This is a genomic window from Rhodococcus sp. PvR044 (assembly GCF_040548995.1).
Classification (GTDB): domain Bacteria; phylum Actinomycetota; class Actinomycetes; order Mycobacteriales; family Mycobacteriaceae; genus Rhodococcus_G; species Rhodococcus_G oryzae.
In genome coordinates this window covers 1,218,206-1,237,205 of sequence record NZ_JBEPSX010000001.1, presented here as the reverse complement: position 1 = coordinate 1,237,205, position 19,000 = coordinate 1,218,206, and the positions used below count along the sequence as shown (strand labels likewise).

At 68.8% G+C, this 19,000-nt stretch carries 23 protein-coding genes and 1 pseudogene; 11 read left to right on the top strand and 13 right to left on the bottom strand.

What is annotated here, in order from left to right:
• Positions 1-10 precede the first annotated feature (10 nt).
• Both ABIC28_RS05640 and ABIC28_RS05635 read left to right on the top strand, forming a co-directional pair.
• Complete coding sequence (locus ABIC28_RS05640) at positions 11-691, top strand: amino acid ABC transporter permease (RefSeq protein WP_097211215.1); 681 nt, start codon at positions 11-13, stop codon at positions 689-691.
• A complete protein-coding gene (locus ABIC28_RS05635; protein WP_097211214.1) occupies positions 688-1,596 on the top strand; it encodes an amino acid ABC transporter permease in 909 nt (302 codons plus the stop codon). Before ABIC28_RS05640 ends, ABIC28_RS05635 begins: the two co-directional genes overlap by 4 nt.
• Before the next feature lie 20 nt (positions 1,597-1,616).
• Here ABIC28_RS05635 and ABIC28_RS05630 read toward each other — a convergent pair.
• Positions 1,617-2,386: pseudogene (locus tag ABIC28_RS05630) on the bottom strand (alpha/beta fold hydrolase).
• Positions 2,387-2,551: 165 nt separating this feature from the next.
• On the opposite strand from ABIC28_RS05630, the gene ABIC28_RS05625 reads away from it, so the two are divergent.
• The 3 genes from ABIC28_RS05625 (at position 2,552) to ABIC28_RS05615 (ending at position 4,148) form a co-directional block, all read left to right on the top strand.
• Positions 2,552-3,010, top strand: coding sequence for a pyridoxamine 5'-phosphate oxidase family protein (locus tag ABIC28_RS05625; protein WP_209926145.1), 459 nt, complete (start codon positions 2,552-2,554; stop codon positions 3,008-3,010).
• A 50-nt stretch (positions 3,011-3,060) separates the two neighbouring features.
• A complete protein-coding gene (locus ABIC28_RS05620) occupies positions 3,061-3,543 on the top strand; it encodes a hypothetical protein (protein ID WP_209926144.1) in 483 nt (160 codons plus the stop codon).
• A gap of 164 nt (positions 3,544-3,707) precedes the next feature.
• Entirely contained in the window at positions 3,708-4,148 is a 441-nt protein-coding gene (locus ABIC28_RS05615; protein ID WP_097211210.1) for a DUF6841 family protein, read from the top strand.
• Here ABIC28_RS05615 and recX read toward each other — a convergent pair.
• From recX to ABIC28_RS05590, 5 genes are all read right to left on the bottom strand, one after another.
• Positions 4,145-4,705, bottom strand: coding sequence for a recombination regulator RecX (recX, locus tag ABIC28_RS05610; RefSeq protein WP_097211209.1), 561 nt, complete (start codon positions 4,703-4,705; stop codon positions 4,145-4,147). The two genes, ABIC28_RS05615 and recX, sit on opposite strands and share 4 nt — an antisense overlap.
• Positions 4,706-4,712: 7 nt before the next feature.
• A complete protein-coding gene (gene recA, locus ABIC28_RS05605) occupies positions 4,713-5,756 on the bottom strand; it encodes a recombinase RecA (RefSeq protein ID WP_077041372.1) in 1,044 nt (347 codons plus the stop codon).
• A gap of 234 nt (positions 5,757-5,990) precedes the next feature.
• Positions 5,991-6,185, bottom strand: coding sequence for a DUF3046 domain-containing protein (locus ABIC28_RS05600; RefSeq protein WP_209926143.1), 195 nt, complete (start codon positions 6,183-6,185; stop codon positions 5,991-5,993).
• A 22-nt stretch (positions 6,186-6,207) separates the two neighbouring features.
• Entirely contained in the window at positions 6,208-7,356 is a 1,149-nt protein-coding gene (locus ABIC28_RS05595; RefSeq protein ID WP_097211207.1) for a glycosyltransferase, read from the bottom strand.
• Positions 7,357-7,408: 52 nt separating this feature from the next.
• Positions 7,409-8,392, bottom strand: coding sequence for an LLM class F420-dependent oxidoreductase (locus ABIC28_RS05590; protein ID WP_179800505.1), 984 nt, complete (start codon positions 8,390-8,392; stop codon positions 7,409-7,411).
• Positions 8,393-8,557: 165 nt separating this feature from the next.
• Between ABIC28_RS05590 and ABIC28_RS05585 the strand changes: the two genes are divergently transcribed.
• Positions 8,558-9,178: a pyridoxamine 5'-phosphate oxidase family protein gene (locus ABIC28_RS05585; protein WP_097211205.1), complete on the top strand. Its 621-nt coding sequence runs from the start codon at positions 8,558-8,560 to the stop codon at positions 9,176-9,178.
• On the opposite strand, the gene ABIC28_RS05580 is transcribed toward ABIC28_RS05585, so the two are convergent.
• The 3 genes from ABIC28_RS05580 to ABIC28_RS05570 form a co-directional block, all read right to left on the bottom strand.
• Positions 9,175-9,729 (bottom strand): DinB family protein, encoded by a 555-nt coding sequence (locus tag ABIC28_RS05580; protein ID WP_097211204.1) that lies wholly within the window; start codon positions 9,727-9,729, stop codon positions 9,175-9,177. The genes ABIC28_RS05585 and ABIC28_RS05580 overlap by 4 nt on opposite strands.
• 123 nt (positions 9,730-9,852) lie before the next feature.
• Positions 9,853-11,358: a glycerol-3-phosphate dehydrogenase/oxidase gene (locus ABIC28_RS05575; RefSeq protein WP_354577868.1), complete on the bottom strand. Its 1,506-nt coding sequence runs from the start codon at positions 11,356-11,358 to the stop codon at positions 9,853-9,855.
• An 8-nt stretch (positions 11,359-11,366) separates the two neighbouring features.
• Positions 11,367-11,972, bottom strand: a complete 606-nt coding sequence (locus ABIC28_RS05570) for a TetR/AcrR family transcriptional regulator (protein ID WP_097211202.1) — start codon at positions 11,970-11,972, stop codon at positions 11,367-11,369.
• Positions 11,973-12,058: 86 nt separating this feature from the next.
• On the opposite strand from ABIC28_RS05570, the gene ABIC28_RS05565 reads away from it, so the two are divergent.
• Together ABIC28_RS05565 and ABIC28_RS05560 are read left to right on the top strand one after the other, a co-directional pair.
• On the top strand, positions 12,059-13,639 hold the full coding sequence (locus ABIC28_RS05565) for an FAD-binding oxidoreductase (RefSeq protein ID WP_354577989.1): 1,581 nt from the start codon (positions 12,059-12,061) through the stop codon (positions 13,637-13,639).
• Positions 13,636-14,520, top strand: a complete 885-nt coding sequence (locus tag ABIC28_RS05560; protein WP_097211200.1) for a diacylglycerol kinase — start codon at positions 13,636-13,638, stop codon at positions 14,518-14,520. The genes ABIC28_RS05565 and ABIC28_RS05560 overlap by 4 nt, the downstream gene beginning before the upstream one ends.
• A 62-nt stretch (positions 14,521-14,582) precedes the next feature.
• Here ABIC28_RS05560 and ABIC28_RS05555 read toward each other — a convergent pair whose 3' ends face one another.
• From ABIC28_RS05555 to ABIC28_RS05545, 3 genes are read right to left on the bottom strand one after another with little or no spacing between them, the layout of a single operon-like run.
• Positions 14,583-15,074 carry a hypothetical protein gene (locus ABIC28_RS05555; protein WP_354577865.1) on the bottom strand — a complete coding sequence of 164 codons (492 nt, stop codon included), beginning with the start codon at positions 15,072-15,074 and terminating at the stop codon, positions 14,583-14,585.
• Positions 15,075-15,098: 24 nt separating this feature from the next.
• Positions 15,099-15,806: a PIG-L deacetylase family protein gene (locus tag ABIC28_RS05550; RefSeq protein WP_097211198.1), complete on the bottom strand. Its 708-nt coding sequence runs from the start codon at positions 15,804-15,806 to the stop codon at positions 15,099-15,101.
• A 45-nt stretch (positions 15,807-15,851) separates the two neighbouring features.
• Positions 15,852-16,025 (bottom strand): hypothetical protein, encoded by a 174-nt coding sequence (locus ABIC28_RS05545; RefSeq protein WP_169310579.1) that lies wholly within the window; start codon positions 16,023-16,025, stop codon positions 15,852-15,854.
• A gap of 227 nt (positions 16,026-16,252) precedes the next feature.
• On the opposite strand from ABIC28_RS05545, the gene ABIC28_RS05540 reads away from it, so the two are divergent.
• From ABIC28_RS05540 to ABIC28_RS05530, 3 genes are read left to right on the top strand one after another with little or no spacing between them, the layout of a single operon-like run.
• A complete protein-coding gene (locus ABIC28_RS05540) occupies positions 16,253-16,858 on the top strand; it encodes a biotin transporter BioY (protein ID WP_097211197.1) in 606 nt (201 codons plus the stop codon).
• Positions 16,859-16,866: 8 nt separating this feature from the next.
• The gene (locus ABIC28_RS05535) at positions 16,867-17,547 is read left to right on the top strand and encodes an energy-coupling factor ABC transporter ATP-binding protein (protein ID WP_097211196.1); all 681 of its coding nucleotides are present in this window, start codon (positions 16,867-16,869) and stop codon (positions 17,545-17,547) included.
• On the top strand, positions 17,544-18,149 hold the full coding sequence (locus tag ABIC28_RS05530) for an energy-coupling factor transporter transmembrane component T family protein (protein WP_097211195.1): 606 nt from the start codon (positions 17,544-17,546) through the stop codon (positions 18,147-18,149). The genes ABIC28_RS05535 and ABIC28_RS05530 overlap by 4 nt, the downstream gene beginning before the upstream one ends.
• Here the strand turns inward: ABIC28_RS05530 and pspM are convergent.
• A complete protein-coding gene (gene pspM / locus ABIC28_RS05525) occupies positions 18,146-18,997 on the bottom strand; it encodes a phage shock envelope stress response protein PspM (RefSeq protein WP_245220902.1) in 852 nt (283 codons plus the stop codon). The genes ABIC28_RS05530 and pspM overlap by 4 nt on opposite strands.
• Between the last annotated feature and the right edge of the window lie 3 nt (positions 18,998-19,000).

Genomic DNA, 19,000 nt, shown 5'->3' with positions numbered 1-19,000 from the left:
GAGAGGCCGCGTGGACATACTCAGTGAGTATTGGGATCAACTGATCTCCGCATTCTGGATGACGATCAAACTGACCGCTCTGTCCGCGGTTGGCGCGCTCGTCCTCGGCACGATTCTGGCCGCCATGCGTGTCTCCCCCATCCCGGTGGCCCGGTGGATCGGCACCGCCTACGTGACCATCTTCCGCAACACCCCGCTGACGCTGATCATCATCTTCTGCTCGTTCGGCCTGTATCAGACGATGGGCGTCAGCCTGGCCCCGGAGAACTCACCGACCTTCCTCGTCGACAACAACATTCGGCTCGCAATCCTGGGCCTGAGCGTGTACACCGCCGCGTTCGTCTGCGAGTCGCTGCGCGCCGGGATCAACACCGTGCACGTCGGACAGGCCGAGGCCGGGCGCTCGCTCGGCCTCACCTTCGCGCAGAACCTCCGGTTGATCGTGCTGCCGCAGGCGTTCCGGTCCGTGATCGCGCCCCTGGGCAGCGTCCTGATCGCGCTGACCAAGAACTCGACGATCGCCTCGGTGATCGGTGTCGCCGAGGCGTCGCTGCTGATGAAGTCGATGATCGAGAACGAGGCCGCGATCTTCGTGGTCGGCGGCATCTTCGCCCTCGGGTTCGTGATCCTGACACTGCCGATGGGACTGCTCTTCGGCTATCTGGGCAAGCGGCTGGAGGTCGCCCGATGAGAGCCGAACCGACCCTCCTCTACGACGTGCCCGGCCCGAAGGCACGCAATCTGTACCGACTGCTGTCGGTGGCGGTGGCGGTGGCGCTTGGCGTCATCGGATACCTCGTCTACCGCGCGCTGGACTCCAAGGGCCAGCTCACTTCCGAGAAGTGGAGCCCCTTCACCGAATCCACCTCGTGGACGACGTACCTGCTCCCCGGCATCCGAGGCACCCTGATCGCCGCTGCCCTCTCGATCGTGCTGGCGCTGATCCTCGGCGCGGTGCTCGGCATCGCCCGACTGTCCGATCATCGGGTGATCCGGAGCGCGGCCGGTTTCTTCGTCGAGCTGTTCCGCGCGATCCCGGTGCTGATCCTGATGATCTTCGCCTACCAGCTGTTCGCCGACTACCAGGTCTTCAAGGCGAAATATCTGGCGCTCGCGGCCGTGGTCACCGGACTGACGCTCTACAACGGCTCGGTCATCGCCGAGATCGTCCGCGCGGGCATCAAGTCGCTCCCGAAGGGTCAGACCGAGGCCGCGAAGGCGCTCGGCATGCGCAAGAGCATGATCATGCGGACCATCCTGTTGCCGCAGGCGGTGACCGCGATGCTGCCCGCACTCATCTCCCAGATGGTGGTCGCGCTGAAGGACTCCGCGCTCGGTTACCTCATCGGCTACGTCGAGGTGGTCCGCTCGGGGCAGCAGCTCGGCTCGTTCTATGGCAACTATCTACCGGCCCTGCTGGTGGTGGCCGCGATCATGATCGTGCTGAACTCGGCGCTGACCCTCCTCGCCACCCGGGTCGAGAAGCGGTTGCGCACCGGCAGGCGCGGCCGCGCCGCTGTGGTCCCGACCGCCGTCCCTGTCACCGCTGTACCGGGGATGGACCTGACCGGCAACGAACCCGAGGTTCGCGGCTAGCCGGCGAACCCGAGACTCGTTCAGTTCGACTCCGGCGCAAGATCGTTCGCCACCAGCGCGAGAATGTCGTCCGCATGGCTGACGGCGATGAAATGGCCACCTGCGTCGATCGGGTGCCAGAGCGCCCCCGGGGTCTTCTCCGCCACCGTCTTGTTGATGATCTCGGGCACCAGGGCGTCATCGCTGCCCTGCCAGAAATGCACCGGGCGCGTCACGCTGGTCATGTCGAACGGCCAGGCCTCGTAGAGCATGGTGGCGTCTACCACGAGGCCGTCCGCGCCGTGCAGGAAGCACTCCCGGCTCGCGCCGAGAAACAGCCCGAGGACGTCCTCATCGGCCAACACCTCCCGATCCGCGATGCTGACCGACTTGGTGATCGCCTTCGCATAGCGATCCTCGAAGTGGGTGGCGCTCATACCGAGCAGGTCGTACATGAGGGTGAAGCCGGGGTGGAAGTGCAGCGCCAGGCGGCCGCGAGGGCCCACGGTCCACCCTCGGACCAGCCGGTCACCGCGAATCGGTGTGCGCCCAGGGAGTCGGCCAGTAACAGGAGGTCATCGGTCCAGCCCTCGAAGGTGCGGCCGGGCTGAGGATCGGACCCGCCCATGCCCGGCCGATCCGCGCACACGAATCTCACTCCGTTGGCCTTCGCGGACGAATCGAACAGCTCGGCCTCGAGTCGACTCGAGGGTCCACCGTGGTTGTGCAGGACGAGCGGGCCGCCCGAGTCACCGACTTCGAGATAGGTGACGGTCCGGTTGCCTGTCCGGATACTTCCCTCTCGAGTCATGTGGACTCCTCACAGTGTTGGCCGGACACTCCCACTGGGGTGGTCAGGCGTCGAAACTGCAGGTACTCCGATCTCCTCCATCGTAGGCACCACCGAGGCCCTGGTCGGACCTCCGGAGGATGAGGTTGTCGGAATACCTGGGCGCACACGAAAGTTGACCACGTCATGGCTCAAGGTCCAGCACCCCGCACCCTGTCCGACGACGCACTCTCCGAGCTGCTGCGCACTCAGCAGTTCGGCACCCTTGCCACCAATAAGCGCAGTGGCCATCCCCATCTCACGACCATGCTCTACAACTGGGACGCCGAAGCGCGCATCGTGCGGTTCTCCACCACGGCCGACCGCATCAAGGTCACGCAACTTCGACGTGACCCGCGCGCGGCCGTACATGTTCCTGGCGGCGACGTATGGTCGTTCGCCGTGGCCGAGGGCGAGGCCGAGGTCTCCGAGATCACCACGACGCCGGGTGATGCGATCGGGCGAGAGCTACTCGCGATGGTTCCCGAGGCCGCGAAGCCGGAGGATGAGGATGCGTTCCTCGAGCAGTTGGTCGCCGAGCGTCGCGTGGTGATCCGGCTGAAGGTGGATCGGCTGTACGGGACGGCACTCGACATCGACGGCTAGGAGACCTAGTCGTCGAGCCCCGAACCGGCCTACCCACCTAGAGTTGGATCGTGAGCAACATCGATCTGAGTTTGCAGGTGGACGAGGACGGTTTCGTCTGTGTAGTCGCACCGGATACCTATCGCGGGTTCGTAGATGAGGATTGGGCACTCGACGACCTCCTTGCGCGTTTCGTGGAGCAGATGAACCGAGGTTCACTATTCGTCGCTTATCCTGGCTCCGACAACGCGAACAGCAACCTGATTGTTGAGTCCGAGTCTTCGCCCGTGCAGGCACTCCGCGAAGCTTCTGGCATTGTGCAAGTCGGCGCTGAAGGCCTCTGGGTCACGGACTACACCCAGTTGTCGATGGCCGCTCAGTTCGCAGATGAGTCGCCGCTCGCAGGATATTCGCAGCGACTTCCGGCAGAGCCTGGGATGTATAGGGTCACTCTGCGCGAGGACGCCGAGAACGGCTCCACATTCTTGCTCACCATATCGCTGACAAGCGCGGACACGGCCTTGGAGCACCTCTCGGTCCCCTGGTTCGACTAGATCAATCAGCGACTGCGTCGCTCGCAGCGTGAGCAACGATCTGAGGAACGATTCGCCCAAGGTTCGCGCACGATGAGTGTCGATGACCTTAGGCACTTCTTCACTAGCCGCAGTGCGGCGCGCCTAACGCCGAATCGTCTTCCGCCACGGTATAATTAGAGTGCATGCAATCATGCGATTCTGCTCAGATCGAAGCCTTCCTCGCGCGCTACGCCAACGCTGACAGCGCCGAACAATTCGCGCCGCTCTACGAAGACCAGGTACTGGTCGGAGATCCGGACGGCAACCAGCACATCAGCCGCGAACAGTTGCTCGCCGGCATCTCCGCACGTTCGGAGCTGTTCGAGGCGATCGGCTACGGCGGCACCACCCTCGCCTCGCACTCCGCCACCTGGCTGGGCGAGCACTACTGTCTCGCCAGCACCACCTGGTCCATCCCGCTACGGCCACGCTCCTCGGACCCCGTCACCCTCACGATGGCTTCGGACTTCCTGCTGCGCCGACGCGGCGATGAACTGCGGATTGCGGCGTACCTGACCCGCACGTCGATGCTGGACGAGCTCAGGAGGGTGGGGGTCCTCCCGGCCGCGGGAGGGACGCCCTAGCCGTCCACCAGGCCGTCGAGCTCCGAACCGGCCTGCGCGAGTTCGCTCTTCACCACATCGAAGGCCATCGACTGCGGGTAGCCGCGGCGGGCCAGCATGGACACCAGCCGGCGTACGGCCCGGTCCCGTTCGCTGCTGCGCCCGCCAGGTCCGTCCACCTCGAAGTCCAGGGACATGGTGCGCAGCTTCCGCTGCACCAGTTCGATGGCGCGGGCACGCTCGTCGTCACCGTCGATCTGGTCGAGCGCCTGCGCGGCGATCTCCGGCGCGACCCCCTTGGTGCGCAGTTCCATCGCAAGCGCGCGCTTCCCCTTGCCGGAGAAGGTGTGCCGCGAATGCACCCATTGGGCGGCGAAGGACGCATCGTCGATCAGGCCGACCACGGTGAGCCGATCGAGCACCCGCACGGCGACATCCTCGTCGAAGCCCTTGTCCGCGAGCTTCTTCGCCAGCTCCGCCCGGCTACGCGCCCGATCCGTCAAGAGGCGCAGGCACACATCCTTTGCCTGCGCCTCCTGAGCGGCGGGAGTCCGGGGGGCATCGTCACCGGAGCGCACGGTGGTCCTAGAAGTCGACCGGGGCAGCAGGCGCCGCGTCCGCCGTCACGTCGGCGCCGATGCCCAGCTTTTCCTTGATCTTCTTCTCGATCTCGTCGCGGATGTCGGTGTTCTCCAGCAGGAACTTCCGGGCGTTCTCCTTGCCCTGGCCCAGCTGGTCGCCCTCATAGGTGAACCAGGAGCCCGACTTCCGGATGAAGCCATGCTCGACGCCCATGTCGATCAGCGAGCCTTCCTTGCTGATCCCGTGACCGTAGAGGATGTCGAACTCGGCCTGCTTGAACGGCGGCGCCATCTTGTTCTTGACGACCTTGATGCGGGTGCGGTTACCGACCGCGTCGGAGCCGTCCTTCAACGTCTCGATTCGCCGGATGTCCATGCGGACGGACGCATAGAACTTCAGCGCCTTACCACCGGTGGTGGTCTCCGGCGAGCCGAACATGACACCGATCTTCTCGCGCAGCTGGTTGATGAAGATGACGGTGGTGCCGGAGTTGCTCATCGCACCCGTGATCTTGCGCAGCGCCTGGCTCATCAGGCGGGCCTGCAGACCGACGTGGCTGTCGCCCATCTCGCCCTCGATCTCGGCGCGCGGCACCAGCGCCGCCACCGAGTCGACTACCAGGATGTCGAGCGCGCCGGAACGGATCAGCATGTCCGTGATCTCCAGCGCCTGCTCACCGGTGTCCGGCTGGGAGACCAGCAGCGCATCGGTGTCGACGCCGAGCTTCTTGGCGTAATCCGGATCGAGCGCGTGCTCGGCGTCGATGAAGGCCGCGATTCCGCCGTTGGCCTGTGCGTTGGCGACCGCGTGCAGGGCGACCGTGGTCTTACCGGAGGATTCCGGACCGTAGATCTCGATCACACGACCGCGCGGCAGACCGCCGATGCCGAGGGCGACATCCAGCGCGATCGAGCCGGTCGGGATCACCGCGATGGGCTGACGAGACTCGTCCCCGAGGCGCATCACCGAACCCTTGCCGAAGTTCTTGTCGATCTGCGCCAGTGCGAGCTCGAGCGCCTTGTCGCGATCGTGTGCCTGTGGTGCCATCTTCGGTTCTCCTTAAGTCAACGACTCGTCCAGCGATCTGGGATTCATCAGCGATCTGTTTCAAGCGATGCCGTCACGTTAGAGCGGGGTACCGACAAGTTCGTGATCAGTCGACTTGTCCAGGGACAAGGTCACCGATCCGGGCGATCACCGAACACACCCCAGCATAGGGGAACACCTGTTCGAGTCAACATCCGCGGCGGCGTGGCGCCGGACCGATCGACGGATCCGGTTTCACCAGCGGGCGCGCGGGACCTCGAACTCGGCACACAGCGCGCGCCAGACCTCGCGGGGATCGCGACCTGCCTCGATGGCCTCGGCCGCGGTCTTGCCGTCGAGGCTGATCAGGACGTGGTCCACCAGCAGCGAGTCGCCGTACAGTCGGCCGAACTCGCTGTGGACCATCTCGTTGAACTCGGTCAGTCGCACACGGCAACGGTAGCGCGCACCGTCACCGGGCCGCCGCCCTGCACACCGCCACCGGGTCCGCCACCTCGGTCAGGCCTGCCGCCGCGCCCGCCGCGGCCGCTCCGAACCCGGGTTCGGACAGCACGCGCAGGACGGCCTCGCGCAGGGCGTCCACCCCGAGCGGGCGCACCACCACCGCGCTGCCCTGCCTGGACGCGCGGTTCGCCAGTTCCCATTGGTCCCCTCCGCCGGGCACCGTGACCGCGGGAACCCCGGCCAGCAGGGTCTTGGCGAGCATGCCGTGCCCGCCGCCGCACACGACAGCGGCGGACTGCGCGAGCAACGCGTCCTGCCTGCCCAGCCCGGCTCGGGCCCAGTCGGGCAGGTCGGTCGGCGGCGCGTCGAGCATCGAGGCGACCACCCGCACGCCCGCGCCGTCGAGGGCCTTCAGCGCCGTCTCCAGCATGCCCTCGGCGCCGGTGAACGCGGTCGAGGGCGCGATCATCACCAGCGGCTCGTCGCCCGGCGGCGGCGTCAGCAGGTCCGAGGTCGGCTCCCACAGCAGCGGGCCGACCACGTGCGCGTTCTCCGGCCAGTCCGGCCGCGGTACCTCCAGCGCGGGCAGGGTGGCGATCAGCCGGGCGACCGGGCCGGGGTCCGTCGCGGGCAGCCCGACGCCGACCCGGGCGGCGGATCGCTGGCGTGCGCCCTGGCGGATCGAGCGCGCGGTGGCCGCGCGCATCAGCGCGTCCCTGGCCTGGCCACGCAGGCCCTCGCCCGGCGCGAGGCCGCTGCCGATGGGCGGCAGCCCCTTCGATGCCGAATACAGGGGGTGCGGCGACAGCTCCACCCATGGCACGTCGAGGCGTTCGGCCGCCATCCCGCCGCCCGCGGTGAGGATGTCGGACACCACCAGGTCAGGGAGCATCGCGCTCAGGTCCGGCAGCACCTCGGTCGAGATGTGCGCCGCCCGCGAGTGGATGCGCTGACCCGCGTCCATGTCGTCGTCCTCGGGGCGCGGCGCCAGGCCCTTGAGCTTGCGCGCGGTGATGCCGGCCTCCCGCGCCGCCTCCAACCAGCGGACCCCGGTGAAGAGAACGGGATCGTCACCGGCCGCAATGAATCTCAGGCAGAGCGCAATGGCTGGAATGGCATGACCCGGATCCGGTCCGGCGACGACGGCGACTCGCATCCGGTCAGCGTGCCACAGCGGCCCGAGCGCCATGACCGCCGCTCGCCTCCTCCTAGCGGCGCACCAACCCGCCCAGGGTCCGGCCCGCCAGCTCGACGATGCCCGGCTCGTGGCCGTTCGCGACCAGGTTGATGATGACGCCGTCGATCCCGCGATCGAGGACCCGCGACGCGATCTGCTCGGCCACGTCGTCGGGATCGCCGACGAACTGCCGGTCCGTCGCGGCGGCGCGTTCGTCCTCGTCGAGCGCGCTCAGGTCGATGCCGCGGGCGAGCAGGAAGTCCCGTTGCAGGCGGCGGGCGCGATCGCCGTCCTCGTCGATCATCACGAACGCCAGGAAGCTCGTCTCCAGCGTGCTGCGGTCCCGGCCGATCTCCGCGCAGCGCGCCTCGAGCGCGTCGAGTTTGCGGGGCAGCTCGGATGCGTTGCAGATGACGTTGAGATGGTCGGCGAACCGGGCGGCATATGCGAAGGTCTTCTTCTCTCCGCTGCCGCCGATCAGGATGGGGAGATCGTCGCGGATCCGCGGTTCGTTGATCGCCGCCTCGGTCCGGTACCACTTGCCCTCGAACGTCGGCCGCTGCCCGCGCAGCATCGGCACGATGATCTCCAACGCCTCGCCGAGCCGCTCGAAGCGATCGGTGAAAGTGCCGAACTCATAACCGAACTGGCGGTGTTCGAGCTCGAACCAGCCGGCTCCGATGCCCAGCACGGCCCGCCCGCCGCTGACGACGTCCAGGGTCGTCACCGTCTTGGCGAGCATGGGCGGGTTGCGATAGGTGTTGCCGGTGACGAGCGCCGAGAGCTGGATGCTCTGGGTCGACGCCGCCAGCCCTGCCAGCGCGGTGTAGGCCTCGAGCATCGGTTCGTCGGGCTCCCCGATGCCGGGCAGCTGATAGAAGTGGTCCATCACGAACGCGGTGTCGAATCCGGCCGCCTCGGCCTCGCGGGCTTGGGCGATCACGGTGGGGAACAGCTCCCGCACCGACCGCGAGTAGCTGAAGTTGGGCATCTGATATCCGAGTCGAATGCTCACGAACTCCGACGCTACTCCCGGCGGGCCGGATCCGCGCGGCACCGAGGCGGGCCACCCCGAGGGTGGCGGATCGTCACCCCAGGGTCGGTGGTGGCGGACCCTGGGGCGGACGGAGCATGAGGGTGATCGCTTCGCACCACATGCCTCGACTCGAGGAGAACCACGATGTCCAGCGCCGAACTCCCGGCGAACGGAACCAACGGCGAGCGGACGATGCAGGACGACCTGGGGACCTCGTTCCGCGCCGACCGTTTCTACGACCGCCAGATGTGCGCCCACCTGAACCCCGCGATGATCGAGTTCATCGCGAGAATGGACCTGCTGTTCGTCGGCACGTCCGCGTCGGATGGAACCTGCGATGTGTCGCTGCGGGCCGGCCCACCGGGCTTCGTCCAGGTCTTCGCCACGGACCTCGTCGGATATCCCGAGTACCAGGGCAACGGGGTGATGGCCAGCCTGGGAAATATCGTCGAGAACCCGCACATCGGGCTGTTCATGGCGGATTTCGTCACCGATCTGATCGGCCTGCACGTCAACGGCACGGCGCAGATCGTCGCCGATGACGAGCTGCGCCGCGCGCACCCGGACATTCCGACGGAGCGGGTGCGCGGCCGCCGCGCGGAGCGGTGGGTCCTCGTTCACGTCGAGGAGGCATACATCCACTGCCGCAAGCACATCCCCCGATTGGTGCCGATCGACAGGGTCCGCGCGTGGGGCACCCACAACCCGGAGCACAAGGGCGGCGACTACTTCGGAGTCGCCGCCGAGCGCGACCTCCCCCGCTAGAACTCCATGCCTGCGTCGGCCCCCATCTGCATGGTGGTGTTCCCGCCGTCGAGCGACTCGCGGATGATGTCCGCGTGACCCGAGTGCTGCGCGGTCTCCCGGAGGATGTGCAGCAGGATCTTTCGGGCCGTCCACCACTCGCGCTCGGGGGCCCACGGCGCGGTCGGCATCGGGATGAGCGCGCCCAGGTCCGGCACCCCCGACACCGCGGCCTCCGTCGCGCGCGCGACTGCCGCGTAGTCCTCGAGCAGCGAGGCCAAGGTCTCGTCCTCGCCCACGGTCCACGCCGCGGTGGCGGTCTCCATGTCGAACTCGGCGTTCTCGTCGGGCTCGAGCATCGTCTCGATCCAGTGCCGCTCCACGGTGGCGACGTGCTTGACGAGGGCGATCAAGGTGAGTTCGCTCGCCGTCGACCGCGTCCGAGCCTGCGCGTCGTCGAGTCCCCGAAATGTGATGAGGAACGTCTGGCGCTGATCGGCCAGCATCGCCAGGATGTCGGCATGCTCTCCGGTGACGGTGGACTGTGCGGCGGCGTTCTGAACGGTGCTCATGTGATCGGCCTTCCCTTGTCTGTTGGTAGGGATGACGCTACGAGCAATTGCGGTCAGAAACGGTCCTCAATTGCCGGGGTCGCGGACAAACCCCGAAAATCCTCGCCGTCAACCGTTCAGCCGTCAGCCGTTGAGCGCGGCCTCGGCCGCCTCCGTCGCACGTTCGCGATCCGCGGGCACCAGCCCGATCCGGGTCCGCCGGTCCAGCAGGTCGTCGACGTCGAGGGCGCCCTCGTGGCTGACCGCGAAGGCCAGCTCGGCGTGCGTGACGTCGATGCCCTCCGCGATCGGGGTGAGCTCGCCCGCAGCCGCCACCTGTGCCGACTCGCTGCCGTAGCGGGCGACGAGCGAGGCGGGCAGGTCGCCGGCGACCGGCCCCGCGCCGACCACCGGGAGCTTCGTGGTCACACACGGCCGCGCCACGAGACCTCCCGCGCGGACGGCCGCGTCGACCGCGTCCTGCGCCATCTTCCGATAGGTGGTGAGCTTGCCGCCGACCACGCTGATGACGCCGTTCGACGAGCGGAGCACCGCGTGGTTGCGCGAGAGATCGGCGGTGGAGCCCTCACCGGTGTCGAGAAGCGGCCGCAGGCCCGAATAGGTCGCCAGCACGTCCGCTCGGGTCAGCGGCGTACCCAGCGCGGTGTTCACCGTGTCGAGCAGGAAGTCGATCTCGAAGTCCGCCGCCTGTGGCACGTCGGGGATCTCGCCCTCGATCGCCTCGTCGGTCAGGCCGAGGTAGACCCGCCCGAGCTGCGCGGGCAGCGCGAACACGAATCGGTTGGTCTCGCCCGGGATCGGCACCGTCAGCGCAGCGGTGGGATTCCCCAGCGCCTGCGCAGGCAACACCAGGTGGGTTCCCCGGCTCGGCTTCAGCCGGATGTCGGGATCGACCTGCCCGGCCCAGACCCCCGCCGCGTTCACCACCGCGCGCGCCCGGATCGTCAGTTCCTCGCCGGTCTGCTCATCGCGCAGCCGCGCCGAGGTACCGGTCACGTCGTACGCGCCCACCCGGGTCAGCACGGTGGCGCCGTGCTGCGCAGCGGTGCGCGCGATGGCCACCACCAGCCTGGCATCGTCGATCAGCTGGCCGTCGAACGCCAGCAGCCCGCCGCGCAGGCCGTCCCGCCGGACCGCGGGCGCGAGCTCCGCGGCGCGGTCGGCGGACACCCGGCGCGAGCGCGGCAACACCTTCGTCGACGTCCGGGCCGTCGCCCGCAGCACGTCGCCCGCCAGGAATCCGGTTCGCACCAGGGTCTTCTCGAAGGCCCCGACCGACGGCAGCAGCGGAACGAGCTGCGGCATCGCCCGCACCAGGTGCGGCGCGGTGCTCGTCATCAGGATCCCGCGCTCGACGGCGCTCTCCCGCGCGATGCCGACATTTCCCGAGGCCAGGTAGCGCAACCCGCCGTGGGCGAGCTTGGAACTCCACCGGCTCGTCCCGAACGCCAGGTCGTGCTTGTCGACGAGCACCACCCGCAGGCCGCGCGAGGCGGCGTCGAGGGCGGTACCGACACCGGTGATGCCGCCGCCGACGACGAGCACGTCCACCGCGGTCCCGTCGCCGAGCCCGGACAGTTCCCGGCTGCGCCGGTCCGCGTTCAGCGCCGACTTCGATTGCTGGTTCACCGTTGCTCCTATGTGAGGGGTGGTCTGAGGTACGCGTCGACCGCGTGCGCAAGCTCCGCGATCAGCGCCTTCGGCGGCAGAATCTCCGCGACCATGCCGGCGGACTGCACGGCCGACTGCGCCATCAGCAGGATCATGGTGGCGATGCCGGTGGCATCACCCGCGCGAATCGAGCCGTCGCGTTGCCCGACCAGAACGACCGGGGTGAGCGTCTCGACGATCGCCCGCTGGCTCGCCCCGAGCCGGTCGACGATGTAGGTGATGAGCAGTTCGGGGTCCGAGCGCAGGATCTTGACGAACAGCGGGTGGGTCCGGACCGTCTCGGCGGTCTCCGCCACGCCGCGCACCAACAGCTCACGCGCATTCCCCGACCCGGACATCTCCGGCAGCGCCTGCTCGATCTCCCTGGTCAGCAGGTCCGCGACGACGGCCTTGGTGTCGGGCCAGCGGCGGTACACGGTGGGTCGGCTCACCCCCGCGCGGCGGGCGATCTCGGCCAGGGTGGTCCGTCTCAGGCCAAACTCGAGCACGCAGGCTCGGGTTGCGTCGAGAATGAGGTCGTCGACGGTGGGCGCTGCAGCTGCAGTCTGCGGATCAGCGTTACGGATAGACATCGTATGTAACACTGTAACGCATGCCCGACACCGCAGCTCCGCAATCAGCCTCCACTCCGCAGTTCCCCGACACCGCTGCACCCACCATGGAGTGGGACGCCTGGGGAGTCGCCGAGTTCCGCAAGCAGCTCTCGCCGCAGGTGCTCACCCTGCTCCGATCCGCACTCGGCGTCAGCGCCGAGCAGTCGCCGCCGCCCGAGGAGTCGGCCGCGGTGCTGCGCCCGACCAGCCTGACCGAGGGCCACCGCACCGACCTCGACGAGCTGATCGGCTCCGAGCACGTGCACACCGACGACGCGACCCGGCTCCGCCATGCCGGCGGCAAGAGCACGCCGGACCTGTTGCGCCGCAAGGATACCGAGCCGCAGGATGCCCCCGACGCGGTGGTCATGCCCGGCTCACACGACGAGGTGCTCGCCCTGCTGCGGTACTGCGCGGCCGAGTCGATCGCGGTGGTGCCCTTCGGCGGTGGCACCAGCGTCGTCGGCGGCGTCGACCCGGCGCGCGGCGGATTCGACGAGGTGATCGCCCTCGACCTGCGCCGCCTGGACGCGCTGCTCGAGCTCGACACCGTGTCCGGCATCGCGACCCTGCAGGCAGGCGTCACCGGCCCGCAGGCCGAGCAACTCCTCGGCACGCACGGCTTCTCGCTCGGCCACTTCCCGCAGAGCTTCCAGTTCGCCACGATCGGCGGGTTCGCCGCGACCAGGTCCTCCGGCCAGGCCTCCGCCGGTTACGGCCGCTTCGACGACATGGTCCAGCGGATCCGGGTCGCCACCCCCACCGGCGATCTCGATCTCGGCCGGGCGCCCGCGTCCGCCGCCGGACCGGACCTGCGCGAGCTGTTCGTCGGGTCGGAGGGCGCGTTCGGGATCATCACCGAGGTCGCCGTTCGGGTGCACCCGGTCCCCGAGACCACCGCCTACCGGGCCTGGTCGTTCCCCGATTTCGAGACCGGTGCCGCCGCGCTGCGCACGGTGATCCAGACCGGCGCGACCCCGACCGTGATGCGACTGTCCGACGAGGCCGAGACCGGCCTCAACCTGGCGCTGGCGGGCGACGTCGGCGGCGAGAGCCCCGCGGCGGGCTGCCTGGCGATCACCACCTTCGAGGGCACCACAGCGCACGTCGAGTCCCGGCACACCGAGGCGAGCGCACTGCTCGCCGCCGCGGGCGGCACCGACCTGGGCGAGCAGCCCGCCAGGGCCTGGGAGCACGGCCGCTACGACGCGCCGTACCTGCGCGATGCGCTGCTCAACGCGGGCGCCATCGTGGAGACCCTGGAGACGGCCACCACCTGGTCGAACCTGTCGAACCTGCGCACTGCCGTCACCAGCGCGCTCACCGAATCGCTGACCGCACAGGGCACCCCGGCGTTGGTGATGTGCCACATCTCGCACACCTACCCGACCGGCGCCTCCCTCTACTTCACCGTGGTCTGCGCACAGACCGCCGATCCGCTGCCCCAGTGGGCGGCGGCGAAGAAGGCCGCGGGCGACGCGATCGTCTCCGTCGGCGCCACCATCACCCACCACCACGCCGTCGGGCGCGATCACCGTCCGTGGATGTCGGACGAGGTCGGCGAGCTGGGCGGACGGGTGCTCCAGGCAGTCAAGGACGCCGTTGATCCCACCGGAATCCTCAACCCTGGCAAGCTGATTCCATGAGATCAGTCACGGTTCTGACGAACCCCGCCGCAGGCAATGGCCACGCCCCTGAGGCCGCCGCGGCCGCGATCGCCCGACTACGCGAGCTCGGCGTGCAGGTCTCCGAGATCGAGGGAGACTCCGCGGCCGAGGCACTCGAGCTGGCACGGAAGGCGGTCGCCGACGGCACCGACGCGTTGGTCGCGGCCGGCGGCGACGGGCTGATCAGCATCGCCTGGCAGGCCCTGGCCCAGAGCGGCATCCCGCTCGGCATCATCCCCGGCGGCACCGGCAACGACCACGCCCGGCTGTTCCACATCCCGGTCGACGACCCGGCCGCCGCCGCCGATGTCATCGCCCGCGGCACCACCGAGACGATCGATCTCGGCAAGATCGGCGACCGCTGGTTCGGCACCGTGCTCTCCAGCGGCTTCGACTCGCTTGTCACCGACCGGGCGAACCGGCTGCGGTGGCCCCGCGGTCCGATGCGCTACAACGTCGCGATGCTCGTCGAGCTGGCGCAGCTGCGCCCGATCCCCTACCGGATCGTGCTCGACGACCAGACGATCGAGCTGGACGCGGCGATGGTCACGGTCGGCAACGGCACCTCCTATGGCGGCGGCATGCTGATCACCCCGAACGCGGAGGTCACCGACGGACTGCTGGACGTCACCGTGGTGGCGGCGAGCAGCCGGTTGCGGCTGGTTCGCCTGTTCCCGACGGTCTATAAGGGCACCCACGTCGACCTGGACGAGGTTCAGACGTTCCGGTCCCGCCGGGTCCGGCTCGAGGCGGCGGGCATCACCGCGTACGCCGACGGCGAGCGGGTCGCCCCGCTGCCGATCGACATCGAGGCGGTCCCCGGCGCCGGATCCGTCATCGTCGGGGCACCGATCCGCTGACGGTCCGCTCGCCGAGGTGGGCGTTCAATCCACCTCGGCGAGTGCATCGGCCGACTGGTCGATCAGGAATCCCGCGGACGGATGGCGGTGGCGATTTCCTCAGCGCTGGGGTCATACCAGTCTCCGCCCGGACTTCGGCGACGGTTGAACAGCTGTGGACGGTATCGGGTGCAATTTCGACGCAACAGCGCGGCATACCAGCGATCGAGATACGGACCGAAGCTGCCGGCGAAACCGTCTGCGATGGGCACCGGGTGTGTCATCGCCCGGTGAACCAGTGTTATCAGCTCGGCATATGAGATGTCTTCCACGACTGGCGGATCCGGGAGACTGAGCCGAAAGGCGAGGACCTCCTCGCCTTCGCTTTCCCATGCGTAGAGAAGCTCGGAAGGCTCGACCGTCTTGGACGTGAGCCGTCTGATGTCTTCTGCGGCGCGTTCAGACGCCGGTCCCCCATCACCGTGCTCGTCGACCTCGCGCATCAACTGCGTCATGCGGGCGAGAACCCTTGGATACAACCTCTCTGCTTCGTCCATGTTCGGTTCGAGTTCCACACGCAGTTGCCCATCCACTGGTCGTCAGAACTGGAACAGCTCGAAACCGACGGCACGATCGGCCGCGAAACCGTCCCTCGGACCGGTCGCCATCTCGATCTGCGCCCGCGCCTGGTCCAGCACCGGGACGTCGCTGAGCGCCTGCAGGTAACGGCTGTGTTCGGCGAGCGACGCCACCGCGGTGTCGATCGCGGCGCTGACGTCGACGGCGTGCGTGGCCCCGACCATGACGTTGACCGCCACCCACTGCACGCCCGTCCACTGCGGTTCGGTGAGCTCGGGAAAGATCCACTCGTTGGCCGCGTCGGACACCGCGTCGAGCACGCTCTGCCCGAGCGCCCGATGGTCAGCACTGTTGAGGAAGCCCGGCCCCCAGGTCTCGCGATGATTCATGGTGAGCACGAACTCGGGCCGATGCCGCCGGATCGCCCCCGCCAGATCGCGTCGCAGGTCCAGCCCCTCCTGGAGTCTGCCGTCGGGGTGGCCAAGGAATTCGACCTCGTCGACACCGACGACGGCCGCCGAGCGACGTTCCTCCTCCTCGCGCAGCGGCCCACACTCGGCGGGCGGCAGGCCCGCGATGCCCGCCTCACCGCTGGTCGCGAGGACGTACCGGATGTCCTTGCCCTGTCCGGTCCAGCGGGCCACCGCCGCGGCGGCCCCGTACTCGATGTCGTCGGGGTGGGCGACGATGACGACGCCCCGCTTCCAGTCCTCGGGAATCGGCTCCATGCGCCTCAGCATGCCCGGCCCCGGGCGGTACCGCGCGGCGCCGCGCTAGAGCCGGGTGACGTCCTTCGTGTCGCTGTCGGACATCGCCTTGAAGAGCAGGTACAGCCCGAATACCACCGCACCGACGACCAGAACCCAGAACAGCCCCTTGACCAGCGCGCCGACCACGGCGAGCGCGATCCAGACGAGGGCGACAATACCTACGATCTTCCAGAACACCGGGTTCTCCGTTCACTCGATCCGACCGCCGCACTTGACGGCCCGATGCGTCCAGCCTGGCAGGACTCGATAAGAAAAGCACCAGCTCAGAGGCAAGATCAGGGAAAGATCAGGGTGATCCCTTAGGGCGCCGACGTCGCGGCGGTCCGGGTGAACACCGCGGGTACCTGCCGCTGGCATAGGCTCAGCGGGTTGTCCCCACGTACTCGCAAGGAGCTCGACCGCTCGTGTCTACACGCACCGCAGGCGCCCCCCGCAACACCGCTCGTGACCTCGCCCAGGTCGCGGTGTTCGCCGCCCTGATCATCGCCCTCGGGCTGCCCGGCACGATCACCATCGGCTCCTCCGGCGTCCCCATCACGCTGCAGACGCTGGGCGTGATGGTCGCGGGCGCGCTGCTGGGACCCCGCAAGGGCGTCCTGACCGTGCTCACCGTCATCGTGCTCGGTCTGGCCCTGCCGGTGCTCGCGGGCGGCCGGACCTCGCTCACCTCGCTGTCCAGCGTCACCGGTGGATTCCTCATCGGCTGGATTCCGGCTGTCGCGCTGATCGGCTGGCTCACCGTCAAGATGCTGCCCCGCTACAACGTCTTCATCGGCATCGTCATCAACGCGCTCGGCGGGATCGTGGTGATCTACGCCTTCGGCATCGCGGGCATGATGCTCCGCAGCGACCTCACCTTCTGGCAGGCGCTGAGCGCCAACGGCACCTTCGTCCCCGGCGACCTCCTCAAGGCCGTCATCGCGGCGGTCGTGGCCGCCCAGGTGCATCGCGCCTACCCGGCGTTGCTGACGTCGGCGGCACCCGCCCGCACGCCCGCCGACGTCGTCTAGTCCCGCCGATGCCCGAGATCCGCTTCGAGTCCGTCGCCCACCACTACGGTGAGCGCGCCGTGCTCGCGGATGTCGATCTGGTCCTCACCGAGGCGCGGATCGGGGTCATCGGCGCGAACGGCAGCGGCAAGTCCACCCTGGCCCGGATGATCAATGGCCTGGTGACACCGAGTGGCGGTCGGGTCACGGTGGACGGCCTCGACACCGCGCGCGAGGGCCGCAAGGTGAGGCGCAAGGTCGGCTTCGTGTTCACCGACCCTGACCATCAGATCATCATGCCGACGGTCGCGGAGGACATCGCGTTCTCGTTGCGCCGCAGCTCGATTCCCGCTGCCGATCGGGCGGCCCGGGTCGCGACGGTGCTCGAGACGTTCGGGCTGGCCGGGCACGCCGAGCACCCGACACATCTGCTCTCCGGTGGCCAGAAGCAGCTGCTCGCCCTCGCCGCGATCATGGTCACCGACCCCGAGCTGATCGTTGCCGACGAGCCGACCACACTGCTCGACCTGCGCAACACCAGACTGGTCGCCGAGACCTTTGCGACGCTGAGCCAGCAGGTGATCGCGGTGACCCACCAGCTAGACCTGCTCGGCGACTTCGACCGGGTGCTGGTGATCGATTCGGGCCGCGTGGTCGCGGACGGCGCCCCGGACGAGGCGATCGGCTTCTACCGGCGACTGATCGGATGACCACGCTCGGCATCTACCACCCTGGCTCCTCGCTCCTGCACCGAGCGCCCGCAGGAGCCAAGCTCGCCTGCCTCGTCGTGGCGCTCATCGCGCTCGCGGCGGCGGTGCGCTCCCCCTGGCAACTCGTCCCCGCCGCGCTGCTGGTGGCGGCGGGATTCGCGACGGCGCGCATCCCATGGCGGCTCACCCTCGGGCAGCTGCGCCCGGCCATCTGGATGCTCCTGTTCGTCGGCGCCTTCCAGGTGATCTTCACCGGTTGGCAGCGCGCACTGGTGGTGTGCGGGGTGCTGCTGCTGTCGGTGGCGCTCGCCGCGCTGGTCACGCTCACCACGAGGGTGATGGACATGCTGGACGCGGTGGCGCGAATGCTGGCCCCGCTGAGGCGGTTCGGCGTCAACCCGGAGCGGGTGGGACTCGTGCTCGCCATGACCCTCCGGTGCATCCCCCTGCTCAGCGGCCTCGTCTCCGACGTGACGGAGGCGAGAAAGGCCAGGGGCCTGGGATTCTCGCTGCGCGCACTCGCGGTGCCGGTCGTGGTGGGCGCGCTGCGCACGGCCGACGCGATGGGCGAGGCACTGGCCGCGCGCGGCGTCGACGACTAGGCGCGGTGCCTGCGCCTGATCGCCTCGATCTCCTCGAGCGCCCCGGCCAACCCCTCCAAACGATCCGACGCCGACAGCATCTCGGACCGCTGCCTTTCGAGGGCTCCGAGCGAATCGGCCGTGGCAGGCACCGTCATCTTCGCCACGGAGGCGAGGAGCTCCTCGTACTGCTCCACGCCTGCCGACAGCCGGGCCGCCGTGGCCTCGATCGCGTCGCCGAGCTGCAGCCCGGCCGTCGTCGCACCCGCCCGTTCCATCGCGATGACGTCATCGGCGACCGCGAACAGCGCCTCGGCGGCCGACGCCGCGGTCTCGCCGATCTGCTCGATGTCCTCCTCCGCGACCAGCGCGGACCTGGTGAGCACTCCCAGCAGCTCCTGCAGACCCGTCTGTGCGCCGAGCAGCCGACCAACCGGCTCGCGTGCCGCCGACCCGACCGGTGGCAGTGCCCGTCGCGCCGGGGCGCGCGCGGGCAACGGAATCTCGTTGAGCCGCCGGTAGGTTCGCCATGCGGCGACCGCAGGAACCGCGAACAGCGCGGTGGCGCCGCCACCCACGATCAGCGACCATTCCGGCGCCGACGCCACGGCCAGGCCCACCGTGCCCACCGCCGAGGCACCCGAGACGGTGCCGTACCGCATCCGACGCCGATTGGCGCGGCGCCGCCTGCGGAGCAACTTCGCACGGGGATCGGACCATTTCCGCACGGCCGACGCCACCGACCCGCTCACGGTGCGGGCCGCCTCGGAGGCCGCGACCACGCTGGAGGCGCCGTTCGCCGCGACGGCGAAAAAGGCAGCGGCCGAACGGGAATCACTTCCCGCTCGGCCGCGCCTCGAACTCGTCATCTC

Excerpts from the sequence above, each read along its gene's own strand:
- ABIC28_RS05530 (WP_097211195.1), top strand. The coding sequence starts at position 17,544 with ATGACCACGCTCGGCATCTACCACCCTGGCTCCTCGCTCCTGCACCGA.
- ABIC28_RS05565 (WP_354577989.1), top strand. The coding sequence starts at position 12,059 with ATGGAGTGGGACGCCTGGGGAGTCGCCGAGTTCCGCAAGCAGCTCTCG.
- ABIC28_RS05625 (WP_209926145.1), top strand. The coding sequence starts at position 2,552 with ATGGCTCAAGGTCCAGCACCCCGCACCCTGTCCGACGACGCACTCTCC.
- ABIC28_RS05635 (WP_097211214.1), top strand. The coding sequence starts at position 688 with ATGAGAGCCGAACCGACCCTCCTCTACGACGTGCCCGGCCCGAAGGCA.
- ABIC28_RS05580 (WP_097211204.1), bottom strand. The coding sequence starts at position 9,729 with ATGAGCACCGTTCAGAACGCCGCCGCACAGTCCACCGTCACCGGAGAG.
- ABIC28_RS05560 (WP_097211200.1), top strand. The coding sequence starts at position 13,636 with ATGAGATCAGTCACGGTTCTGACGAACCCCGCCGCAGGCAATGGCCAC.
- pspM (WP_245220902.1), bottom strand. The coding sequence starts at position 18,997 with ATGACGAGTTCGAGGCGCGGCCGAGCGGGAAGTGATTCCCGTTCGGCC.
- ABIC28_RS05550 (WP_097211198.1), bottom strand. The coding sequence starts at position 15,806 with ATGGAGCCGATTCCCGAGGACTGGAAGCGGGGCGTCGTCATCGTCGCC.
- ABIC28_RS05535 (WP_097211196.1), top strand. The coding sequence starts at position 16,867 with ATGCCCGAGATCCGCTTCGAGTCCGTCGCCCACCACTACGGTGAGCGC.
- ABIC28_RS05615 (WP_097211210.1), top strand. The coding sequence starts at position 3,708 with ATGCAATCATGCGATTCTGCTCAGATCGAAGCCTTCCTCGCGCGCTAC.
- ABIC28_RS05585 (WP_097211205.1), top strand. The coding sequence starts at position 8,558 with ATGTCCAGCGCCGAACTCCCGGCGAACGGAACCAACGGCGAGCGGACG.
- ABIC28_RS05570 (WP_097211202.1), bottom strand. The coding sequence starts at position 11,972 with ATGTCTATCCGTAACGCTGATCCGCAGACTGCAGCTGCAGCGCCCACC.
- ABIC28_RS05595 (WP_097211207.1), bottom strand. The coding sequence starts at position 7,356 with ATGCGAGTCGCCGTCGTCGCCGGACCGGATCCGGGTCATGCCATTCCA.
- recA (WP_077041372.1), bottom strand. The coding sequence starts at position 5,756 with ATGGCACCACAGGCACACGATCGCGACAAGGCGCTCGAGCTCGCACTG.